Genomic DNA, 11,868 nt, shown 5'->3' on the forward strand with positions numbered 1-11,868 from the left:
GACAATCCAAAGTCGCGGGAAATGCAGAAAAAGGTAGCTTCAGTATCCTTTGAACTTACCGGCAATGAGCTCATTGCGCTATTAAAAGAGAACCAGGAAATAAAACAGATCAAACCTAAATATAACCGGGCTCTAAAAAGAGATATTTTCAGCCATGCATTATATCATTCAGTAGACGAAAAGGGTTATATTAATTTAAAGATTGGCAAGGCAGTAAGTTCCAGGGATCGCATCACCACCTTCAGTTCTTTGCGTTCTGCGAAAAATTCTTTAACCAAATGGGTTGAGGAATATGAATTATGCGAAAGATTATCTGGATTACACGGGGGCAAAGGAAATTGCTTTGCCTATACTATCAAGAGTTGCCACGGTGCCTGCGTGGAAGAGGAACAACCGGAAACCTATAATGAACGAGTGCGTGAACTTATTGATCGCTATTCTTATGAAAATAAGAATATGCTCTTGGTTGGTCGTGGAAGAGAAGTAGATGAAAAGAGCGCTTTATTGATCGAGGATGGCGAATTTAAAGGCGTAGGTTATTTCAATTTAAATCACCAGATCAACAATCTGGACATCATCAGGTCCATTATTACACCCATGAATAATAACCGTGATGCTGAACATATTATCCAAAGCTTTTTAAGAAAAAAGCATCAATTTAAAATCATCCAATTATCCATTCATGAGTAAATTTTTTACGCTGGTATTTTTATTATGTATCAGCTTTGTTCCTGCACAGAATTCTAACTATTCTACTGAAGAATTTGATGTATCAAGAGAAGACCTATTAGCAACTAATTACACGCTGGATACCACTGCCCATGCTGTTTATATCTACGAGTCAGGTTTTACTGAATTTGATCCAGACGAAGATTACGAGGTGGTGACAGATTATAAGGCGAAGATTAAGATCCTGGATAAGCAGGGAATTGATTATGCTACTATTAAAGTGCCATTAGGTAAGAACAGAGATAGCGACAAGGTTATGGAATTGAAAGATCTTAAAGCCCATACCTTCAAATTAGTTGACGGTCGTATCGTTAAGAAAAAAGTAGAAACATCGGCTACTTTCGAAAGCGAGCACAAGTTCTACAACGAATTTTCCTTTGCGTTTCCAGATGTAGAACCGGGAAATGTCATTCAGTTTTCATATAAGATCGTTTCTCCTTTTACTTTCGATTTCAGAACATGGGAATTTCAGGATGATATTCCGAAGATGCATTCACAATTCACGTCGAAGATCCCGGGAAATTACGAATATCACACCACGCTTACCGGAGGAAGGAAGCTACATAAACATGAAGATAAATTGATCGAACATTGTATAAGTTTCGGTATTACTTCTTCCATGGCAGGTTGCGTAGAGACTTTGTATGTGATGAAAGATATTCCTGCATTTATCGAGGAAGACTACATGACCAGCGAAGACAATTATATTGCCAAAATCGAGTACGAATTGAAGCAGGTTACCAGAACCGATGGTTTTGAACGTAAATACACCCTAACCTGGGATGATGCAGATAAAGAGATTAGAACTTCCAGCAATTGGGGAAAACAATGGAAAAAAGACAATGCCGTAGAAGATGTACTTCCTGATGCAATTAGCAGTCTTCCAAATACCTTGGAAAAGGCAAAAAAAATCTACTATTTTATTCAGGAAAATTATAAATGGAATGGCGAATATGATATCCATGGTGATATGAACATCAAGGATATCGTAGACAGTAAATCTGGAAGCGTTCTTGCGATCAATAGCCTGTTGCATAATGTCTATGCTTCCGAAGAATTTAATGTGTCTCCTGTCCTGGCTTCTACCCGAAGAAACGGTTTCGCTCCAAGGGTTCATCCTGCGATTTCAGAATATAATTATTTCTTCATTCAGCTAAATCTGGATGGAAAGAAATACAATCTTGATGTGACTGATGAGCAGCTGGATTTTGGCCGACTTCCATTTCGCGCTCTGAATACTTATGCGCGTAAAATAAACCTGGATGGTTCCAGTGACTGGATGGCGATCGAACCAAACGACTTCAGCAATTACGCATTTAGAGATTCTTTAAAAGTGCACAAGGATGGGACGGCTTCAGGAACATCTAATCAGCATCTAAACGGATACCATGCAGTGAACTTCAGAAATAAGATCAAGGAAAACGGTAAAGACAAGATATTCCAGGAACTTTCTAAAGCACAGCAATTCACAAGATCTACTAATATCGCGGTAGAAAACCTTGATGACGTTGAAAACGGACTCCAGATCCAATATACGCTTGAAAATGTGAGTCAGAAAATCAATGATCTTATCTATCTGAACCCCTTCAGCTTTCAGTTTTTCGAAAAGAATCCTTTTAACCTGGATGAGCGTACCTATCCTATCGACTTCGGATATAAAAATGCGTTTAGCTATTCCGCAGAAATTCATATTCCCGAAGGCTATTCAGTAAAAGAACTTCCGGAGCAAAAGGCCATCAGGTTACCGGGGAACGGAGGAGCTTTGATCTTTAATGCCGTTAGTTTTTCAGAAAATGTAGTGATGGTTCAATGCCGTATGACGCTTTCTCAAACGCTCTATACGCAAGAATACTACGACGGACTCAAAAAATTCTTTAATGAATTACTGACAGTTCAAAGTCAGTCGCTCATTGTACTCGAGGAAAATAGTTAAATTAGAACCTATGAATCTTAGATTTTGAGTAATAAAGAGACACTTCCAGATTGGAAACGCAAACTGCATGAGGTAATTTACGAAGCCGATACTCCGGCTGGTAAAACCTTCGATGTGGCTATTTTGCTGGTTATTCTTATTAGCGTCGCTTTAGTAATGATGGAAAGCGTCTCATGGATGCTGGCTAAATATGCAACCGAATTCTATATTGCTGAATGGGTGATCACGGTGATTTTTACTATCGAGTATGTCTTAAGAATCATTACGATCAATAAACCGAAGCGATATATTTTTAGTTTCTTCGGAATGGTGGACCTGCTCTCTACTTTACCCAGTTATATCGGGTTCCTGTTTGGAGGCGCCAATCTATTATTCGCCATTAGAGCATTACGATTACTAAGGGTTTTCAGGGTGCTAAAAATTACACGTTATGTTGGAGAGTCTCAAAAACTGATCTCTGCGCTGAAAAATTCCAAAGCTAAAATTCTTGTTTTTTTATTCGCAGTACTAATCATTTGTATCATCGCCGGAACTTTAATGCACCTTGTGGAAGGTGAGAATGGCGGATTTAATAATATCCCTCTTTCAATTTACTGGTGTATTGTAACTTTAACTACGGTTGGTTTTGGTGATATTGCTCCGGTCACGCCAGTGGGAAGATTGATCGCTTCACTGATTATGATCACGGGTTACGGAATTATCGCCGTTCCTACAGGTATCGTAAGTGCAGAATATAGCAAGGCAACTGATGCTCCAAAAAATACACAGGCTTGCCCAAATTGCAATGAAACAAAGCATCTGGACAATGCTGAATACTGCCATCGTTGTGGATACGAATTGAATGACTAAGAAACTTATCAATATTGTTGGTCCAACTGCCATAGGAAAAACTGCGCTCTCAATTCAAGTTGCGAATCTTTACAAAACTGAAATTCTATCGGCAGATTCCCGGCAATTTTTTAAAGAAATGGCGATTGGAACGGCAGTTCCCGAACCGGAAGAGCTCGCGGCAGCTAATCACCATTTTATTCAGCACAAATCAATTACAGAAGATTACAATGTTGGGGATTTCGAAAAAGAAGCCCTGGCAAAACTGGATGAACTTTTCGAAGAACACGATGTCATGGTGATGGTAGGCGGCAGCGGACTCTATACCAAAGCTGTGGTGGAAGGTCTCGATCATTTTCCCGAAATAGATAGCAATATTCGTTTGGAACTGAATGAAGAACTGTCACAACACGGTTTGCAATCACTTCAGCAAAAATTACGGCAAATGGATCCGGAATATTACGCGTTAGCCGATGTTCAAAATCCACATCGCCTTATTCGTGCTTTAGAAATATGCATAGGAACCGGAAAGGCATTTTCATCATTTCTGAAAAAGAAAAAAAATGTCAGGAATTTCGAAACAGTTTCTATAGGTCTTACTGCGGAAAGGGGAGAAATATATGACCGCATCAACCGAAGGGTAGATCTAATGATCGAAAACGGACTATTAGAAGAAGCCCAACAATTATATCCTTCCAGAAAATACAATGCGTTGAATACGGTTGGCTACAAAGAGCTGTTTGCCTACTTTGATGAGCAATGGGATATGGAAACTGCTATTGCTGAGATCAAGAAAAATACGCGAAGGTTTGCCAAAAGACAATTAACCTGGTTTAGAAAAGATGAAACTATTACCTGGTTTGATCGCACTACAAATTTTGAATTGATTGCCGCACACCTGCAGGAAAAGATCAATTCTTAATAATAAATCGCTTAGTTTTTTCACCCTCGTTGGTAATCATTTTGACCACGTACACCGCTTCCTGCAATGGCCCGGTACTAATTGCGTATTCCCCAACGTTTGGAGCAAAATCTTTCCCGGTGATAAATCTTCCACGGTGATCGAATACTTCAATCCTGGAAATAGTGACATCGGCAGGGGTTGCTACTTTAAAACTACCTTGGTTTGGATTGGGATAAATAAAGATATATTCTGAACCTTCACCAGTACCATTACAAATTCCGCTTTCAGCAAAAACCTGTACTTCTACAGAAGTTGTAGTGGAGTTTCCGCTGGCATCGGTTGCAATCACGTTGATCTCGTTCCATCCTAGATCCTTGCAGCTAAAAGTACTTCGGCTTAATTCGTAGCTTAGATCGTTGTCACAGTTATCACTAAAACTCACGATCACATCCTGCGGAGCAATAGTTGCATTCCCTGAAAGATCAAGATCGACTCCAATGTTCTGTACTTCAATTTCGGGTTTGATTTGGTCAACCACTTCGATACTTATCTCACAGGAACCATTTTCAACTCCTGTATAGCTTAGAGTAACCTGATTAGTTCCAAGGTCATCACAGTCGAAAAACTCCTTATCAAGGCTGAAAGTGATTTCTGAAGCGTCACCAGTGTACAAATCAGTAATCTGGAGCTGTGCTGTACCATTTTCATCCAGTTCGAGAACATAAGCCTCCACGCACTGAAATCCTCCAGTATTTACCGGCACTACACTAATGGTAACCGTCGTTTCAACTTCAGTAAAACCATCAAAAACATAGTACTTAAAAAAGTCATCGCCAATGAATCCGTCATTTGGAGTATAGACAAAAGACCCATCAGATTCGAACTCAAGAGTTCCATTGGTAACATTTTCAACAAGCGTGGCGGTTAGTTCATCACCATCTGCATCCATATCATTGGCCAGAACTCCATCTTCCACAGAAATATTCAAGGTTGTATTGACGGGTGTGGAATAGAAATCTTCATTCGCAATAGGAATATCGTTTCCTTCTGTATCGACAACTAAGGTCAGCATAAAACTACAGTCTGAAGCATTGTTAGTGTTAGAGGTATCGAAGGCTATAAAACTCACCTCGGTATCTTCTGAAATTAGCGTCCCAGGTGCCGGATCCTGAATGATCTCTGCCAATCCGCAATTGTCACTTACCTCCAATTCCCCTCGAAAGTCTGGGATTTCAACACTTTCACCCTCTGCAACTACTATCATTCGATCATCAGGACAACTAAGCACGGGTGATGTATTGTCTTTTAAAACGAGCTCGAAAGTACAGGAGTCTGATTCTCCGTCAAAACTTGCGGTAATTTCAATATTAGTTGACCGTTCTATTCTCGTTCCTGCTGGTATAGATTGGGAGAAATTCGCATTAGCAGGTGAGAAAATGATAGTATTTGAAAAATCAGGTACTATATATTCACAGTTATCATCGGCTCTAAGAACACTTTCATTCTGCGGACAATTGAGCGCAAATTCTTCGGACTCTTCATCCAGGGTCAATCTGTAAGTTACCTGGCACTCTTCAGTATTTCCAGCAGAATCGGTAGCCGTGATTATCACTATATAATCCCCTGCTTCTGAATATGCAGTACCCGCCTGTGGATTCTGAACGATTTCCAGATCTTCAAAAGCGTCACAATTATCGGTAACAGTAAAGCGATCGGTTACCTGAGGTAATACGAAATCACCTCCTGCAGGTATTTCCCGTTGCTGAATATCTGCCGGACATATAATAAGTGGTGCGCCAACATCCTTGACGGTTACTTCTACAGTACATGAAAAATTTTCTCCCGTCTCCCTATCTGTAGCTCGAATAGACAGATCAACAGTTCCAATATCCTCGCAGGTGAACTGCTGAACATTTAGTTCAAAATCAAGATTAGAGCTATCTGAAAGAATAAATTCTGAGGTTGGTATTTCTGTGACTGAAGAATTCTGAGCATCTTCTCCAAGATTTATCGTGATCGCTTCGATGCATTGAAAGGTTGCTGTCTGGCGGAATAAATTAACTGAAAAGGAGCACTGATCTACCACCGTATTCTTCACCCGCAACTCAAATCGGACTTCAGTTTCACCAAGCTCAAAAAACTCACCAGATGAAGGACCTGCAGTTTGAAACAATTCTGCTTCTGAACAGTTATCCGCAAATTGCGGTAGATCAAAAAATATAATCTTACCAGATTCTGAAACACTTAATAACTCCGTCATATTTTCCGGACATGAGGAGAACTGGGGCTGCTCCGTATTTTCTACTGTGATCGTGAAGTCACAGGAGACTGGCGGATTAATTCCGTCGGAAACCTGGTAAACGATTGTGGTAGTTCCTACCGGAAATATATCGCCTGAATTTAAACCTGAATCATCTGTCCGGGTAATTGTAAGATCATCATCTTCAGTATCGGTCACAGTTGGATCAGCAAATTCTACCAGGGTGCCACAAATTCCGCTGTCATTGGGAACAGATATATCAGCAGGACATGCTATTGAAGGTGCGTAATTAGGAGGAAGAATATTGACATTCAAAGTACAGTAACCCATATTACCGTTGGAATCAGTTGCCTCAAAAATTACATCAGTAGAACCAATTGGAAAATTACTCCCAGAAACCAGACTTCCCTCGGAAACCCAGGATTGTAAAACGCCATCACAATTATCACGGGCTGTAGGAAGCGAGAAATTTATTGATTTTGAATCATTCCCAGGTGACGCCTGAGCAGTTATGTCCGGTACGCAAGTTAATATTGGAGCTTCAGTATCCTGAACTACGATATCAAAACTGCAGGTAACGGGATCGTTTGTTCCATCAGTTGCCTGAAAAATAATCGTTGTGGTTCCAACGGGAAATAAACTTCCGGAAACCAAGTCTGTATTTGCATCTATTCTTGTGACCTCAACATTTCCACTTTCGTCAGTAGCCGTTGGAGTATCAAATCTAACTTCGGCGCCACATTCTCCGGGATCATTGCTTTTTGTAATAGTCGTTGTTGAGCAATTGTCAAATTCTGGTGGTGATTTGGGAGCCAATACCCTAATCTGAAGTGTACAATACCCAGTATTATTAGCTTGATCGGTAGCTTCAAACACAATATTGGTAGTTCCAATTGGGAACCTGGATCCTGATGCCATACTGCCGTCAGAAATACGAGTCGGTAATATTCCATCACAACCATCACGTGCGGGTGGTAATATAAAATTGACCACTGCTGAAGTTTCGCCTGGTTCCGCCTCCACTGTTCTGGTTTGCTCACAGGTTAACACAGGAGCTTCAGTATCCTGAACTATAATATCAAAACTGCAGGTAACCGGATCGTTTGTTCCATCATCTGCCTGGAAGGTTATCGTTGTATTTCCAACGGGGAATAAACTTCCGGAAACCAAATCTGTATTTGTATCTATCCTAGTGACCTCAACATTTCCATTTTCATCGGAAGCCGTTGGAGTATCAAATCTTACTATGGCACCACATTCTCCGGGATCATTATTTTTTGTAATAGTCGTCGTTGAGCAATTGTCGAATTCTGGTGGTGTATCCTGTACGTCTGGTGCATTTACAGTGACCTTAAAAGTACATCTAGCTTTATTGCCGCAAAGATCTGTAGCTTCGTAAACGACATTATAAATACCTGCAGCCCTAAAATCACCCGATTCCGGCCCAGCAATAAGTTCTATTTCTACAGTGTTTTGATCTGTAGCAATTGGTATGGAATAAGTAACCTCAACCTTATTTTCTCCCTCAGCAATTTCCAACACTAAATTTTCAGAACATGTAATTATTGGAATATTATCATCGAAACCTGGAGTTCTTTGGTATATTTCAAGATCGAATTCAAATTCTTGTGGTATGTATCCAAAAATTGTATTTCTACCATCAGCATACGCATTGTCTACATATAACCGCTCACAATTGCCAAAAGCGAGATCTACTGGAAACTCAATTTTCTCTGTAATATTTCTCTCAAAATTTTCAGCCTGATCATAAATTCTGATGGAATAAGAATTATCATCTATCCCGTCATCTATTTCTTCGGCAATATCCTGAATTTCTCCAAACCTTAAATTTTCGAAGTTTATGAAACGACTGAAATCAATTCTCCCCGCATACTCAACCACATGAATATAACCAAATGAATCAATATTAATACTTCCGGGTGATTGCACATTTACGAGTGAACCAGTTATATCCAAACTGCTATCTAATGTCAGAACTGCGGGATCACCTCCACCTTCCTGACTCAGATAAACCTTCTTTTCTGCACTAACGGCAATTCTATATGGTCGTTCGACATTTCTATTCTGTGCAATTCGAATCCCGTTTTGATTATAGACGCTTACTCGGCTAAGTTCATCACCTTCACAACCATTGCCAGGAGGATTATACTCAGCAACATATAGATTACCATCACGATCTATGTCGATTCCGAGTGGTCGATAAAGTCCAGTGTATATAATTCTGTCCAGATTACCATCAGGCCTGAAAATTTTTATTTTACCATTCTCCGCACATGAACTATCTTCGGAATAGTCTGCCACATAAAAAAAACCTGAATTATCAATAACAAAGTCCAACGGGCTACTAAGTCCGCCTATAAAATTAGATTTAACGATTGTACCGTCAGAATTTCTTTTCTGAATTCCATTTCCAAAGGTTAAAACGTAAAGAAAGTTATCTGGTGATACATCAATGCTAATAGGAATTTCATCAGTATCCAAACTGGTCAAAGTCTGATTGACAAGGTCAATTTTATCGAGCCAATTGTACGATGGTACTTGATCCTCCGGATCCTGCCCAAAACTATTGACATTGAAAAATAAAATTAAGAATAAGCTAATGCAGACTTTTCGTAGAAAAGCGGTAGGAAAGTTGAATATTTCTGCTGCATGTATCAATCCCGGGGCATTTTATGGAATGCCGTAAAGATACGTATTGTAAGAAAACCGCTCTTATTTTCATGTTAAGAATGCGGCAGCAGATAAAATTTGATGATAGGTGCAGCTAAATAATAGCCTCAAATTGTAGTTTACGAGAAATGATACCGCATCATAACGAGTGTTATGATGCAGCACCTCTCGGAAACTGAATGATTTTTTTATGCTTCGGTCTCTTCCTTGTTCTTGATCACAAGTCTAAAACCTTCACCGTGGATATTCAGAATTTCCACGTTCTCATCTTTCTTAAGATATTTTCTCAATTTGGCGATATACACATCCATACTTCTTGAAGTAAAGTAGTTATCGTCTCTCCAAATCTTAGTTAAGGCTAACTCTCTAGGCATCAGATCATTTTCATGCAAAGCAAGTAGTCTTAATAATTCGTTTTCTTTTGGAGACAGCTTTTGTGGCTCTTCATCTCTAAAAGTCAGAAATCTAAGTTTTGAATTCAGGTGGAAACCACCAATTTCAAATTCGAATTGCTTAGAATCTGCCACGCTATCTGTAGCTTTACGCTGCATGATCGCCTTGATTTTCATTAGAAGAACTTCAGAATCAAAAGGTTTGTTCAGGTAATCATCTGCTCCAACCTTGTAACCCTTTAATACATCCTCTTTCATGGCTTTAGCCGTTAGAAAAATGATTGGCACTTCTTCGTTCTTTTCACGAATTTCCTTGGCCAGCGTGAAACCATCTTTGTAAGGCATCATCACATCAAGAATACAAAGATCGAAATCATCCTTTTTGAATTTCTCGAATCCTTCCATTCCATTTTTCGCGTGCGTCACCTCGTAATCGTTCATCGCCAGGTAATCTTTAAGGACTGTTCCAAAATTTGGATCATCCTCTACTAATAGAATTTTTTTGTTTTCAGTTTCCATATTTTATGATATTAGTGGTAATTTAATGATGAAGGTACTTCCCTTCCCTTTTTCGCTGTTCACTGTGATCTGTCCATGATGATCGTCTATGATCTGTCTGGCGTATGCCAAACCAAGTCCGTGACCTTTTACATTATGAATATCACCGGTATGTTCGCGATAAAATTTTTCAAATATTTTCTTTTGAACCAGTTTGGTCATTCCAATTCCCTGGTCTCTTATTTCACAATAGATATAGTTCTTAACGTTGGTGGTATAAATGTCAATTTTCGGTGCATCGTCAGAATATTTTATGGCATTGTCAAGTATATTCACCACCACATTTGTAAAATGATCTTGGTTTGCCAGTACAGATGAACGCAAAGCCCCAAAATGGGTTTGTACATAACCACCACGGTCTTCAATAATCAATTCCACATGCGTGATCGCATCCAGAATAATGTCGTGCAACTGGTGTCTTTCTTTTTTAAGATCCAGTTCATTCTTTTCCAGTTTTGAAATTCGTAGAACATTTTCCACCTGGGCGTGCATTCTTTTATTCTCATCCCTGATCATCTGCAAATACCTGTTCACTTTGGAACGATCTTCAATCACTTTCGGATTTTTGATCGCATCCAGCGCGAGGTTGATGGTCGCAATTGGAGTTTTGAACTCATGCGTCATGTTATTGATAAAGTCGGTCTTGATCTGGGAAATCTGCCTTTGCTTGATCAACTGGGATAACGCACTTGAATACGCGATCACAATGATTAGTGTAAAGATGATAGACAAACAGGCCATCAAAATTACCGATGAAAGCACTGCTTCTTTCCTGTTTGTAAGATTCACCAAAAGCTGATAACCGCTTCTTCCTGCAGAATCAACAAAAAGTGGAACTGCATAAGTTGCCGGGTGATCCAGACTGAAATTCTCTGAATGTACCGTAGTAGCTATGGAATTATTAAAGATCCCAAATTCAAATGCGGTCTTTAAATTTCTCTCTGCAAGCTGCTCTTCCAGTAATTCCCTGATTTTGTCTTCTGAAACTCTGTTATGAATAGGAATTCTAACTACCAGTTCTGAAATCGCAGATCGAAGAATATCCTTCTCTACCTCTTCCATTCTGGAAAGCCTCTCGATATGTTCAATTCTCTGCCTTGCACTCAAATTCCCACCTTCGAGATTATTCTCCTGAACAATATCTGTCACCTTTTTATTGATCATTTTGGTAAACTTGATACTATCTTCAGCAAACTGTAAAAAACCTGAGGAAACCTTATAATCTTCTTCTAAAATGGTTTCAGAATTAAAATAAGTTTCGTTCCTGTTTTCATCTTTGTTTGTGTAGAAATATTCAGTAAGCGTACGGTCACTTAAGGTACTATTAATACTATCCGGATTCTTAAACTGAAAGTAATAACGCTCAAATTCGGAATTCTGAATTTCTTCGGAAACCTTTATTAGTGCCTGTTTCGCGTTATAGGAGAATTGTTCTTCTCTGTCATCGATCGTACTCTTAATCCAATATCCCTGAACGAATATGATGCCTATTAAAGACAAGCTCATCAGCGCTACGAGAAGGACAAAAAGCTTCTTATTCATGCGGTCAAAAGTAATATTTTAACATTTAGAG

At 39.3% G+C, this 11,868-nt stretch carries 6 protein-coding genes and 1 pseudogene; 4 read left to right on the forward strand and 3 right to left on the reverse strand.

The features are described 5' to 3' along the window. From QZ620_RS11200 to miaA, 4 genes and pseudogenes are all read left to right on the forward strand, one after another. Positions 1 to 690: pseudogene (locus QZ620_RS11200) on the forward strand (exonuclease); the annotation flags it as partial. Beyond that, complete coding sequence (locus tag QZ620_RS11205) at positions 683 to 2,662, forward strand: DUF3857 domain-containing protein (protein WP_295181642.1); 1,980 nt, start codon at positions 683 to 685, stop codon at positions 2,660 to 2,662. The pseudogene QZ620_RS11200 and the gene QZ620_RS11205, both read left to right, overlap by 8 nt. Positions 2,663 to 2,686: 24 nt before the next feature. Beyond that, complete coding sequence (locus tag QZ620_RS11210) at positions 2,687 to 3,511, forward strand: ion transporter (RefSeq protein ID WP_295181643.1); 825 nt, start codon at positions 2,687 to 2,689, stop codon at positions 3,509 to 3,511. Further along, on the forward strand, positions 3,504 to 4,412 hold the full coding sequence (miaA, locus tag QZ620_RS11215; protein WP_295181645.1) for a tRNA (adenosine(37)-N6)-dimethylallyltransferase MiaA: 909 nt from the start codon (positions 3,504 to 3,506) through the stop codon (positions 4,410 to 4,412). The genes QZ620_RS11210 and miaA overlap by 8 nt, the downstream gene beginning before the upstream one ends. Here miaA and QZ620_RS11220 read toward each other — a convergent pair. The 3 genes from QZ620_RS11220 to QZ620_RS11230 form a co-directional block, all read right to left on the reverse strand. Next, complete coding sequence (locus QZ620_RS11220; RefSeq protein ID WP_295181646.1) at positions 4,402 to 9,165, reverse strand: HYR domain-containing protein; 4,764 nt, start codon at positions 9,163 to 9,165, stop codon at positions 4,402 to 4,404. The genes miaA and QZ620_RS11220 overlap by 11 nt on opposite strands. Before the next feature lie 368 nt (positions 9,166 to 9,533). Further along, entirely contained in the window at positions 9,534 to 10,256 is a 723-nt protein-coding gene (locus tag QZ620_RS11225; RefSeq protein ID WP_026914972.1) for a response regulator transcription factor, read from the reverse strand. A 3-nt stretch (positions 10,257 to 10,259) separates the two neighbouring features. Beyond that, complete coding sequence (locus QZ620_RS11230) at positions 10,260 to 11,837, reverse strand: HAMP domain-containing sensor histidine kinase (protein WP_295181648.1); 1,578 nt, start codon at positions 11,835 to 11,837, stop codon at positions 10,260 to 10,262. Positions 11,838 to 11,868: the final 31 nt, after the last annotated feature.

It is taken from the genome of uncultured Christiangramia sp., from assembly GCF_913046405.1.
In the GTDB taxonomy this organism is placed as follows: domain Bacteria; phylum Bacteroidota; class Bacteroidia; order Flavobacteriales; family Flavobacteriaceae; genus Christiangramia; species Christiangramia marina.

What these genes read in the sequence shown, in the direction of transcription:
- QZ620_RS11205 (WP_295181642.1), top strand. Translation starts at nt 683, where the DNA reads ATGAGTAAATTTTTTACGCTGGTATTTTTATTATGTATCAGCTTTGTT.
- QZ620_RS11230 (WP_295181648.1), bottom strand. Translation starts at nt 11,837, where the DNA reads ATGAATAAGAAGCTTTTTGTCCTTCTCGTAGCGCTGATGAGCTTGTCT.
- miaA (WP_295181645.1), top strand. Translation starts at nt 3,504, where the DNA reads ATGACTAAGAAACTTATCAATATTGTTGGTCCAACTGCCATAGGAAAA.
- QZ620_RS11225 (WP_026914972.1), bottom strand. Translation starts at nt 10,256, where the DNA reads ATGGAAACTGAAAACAAAAAAATTCTATTAGTAGAGGATGATCCAAAT.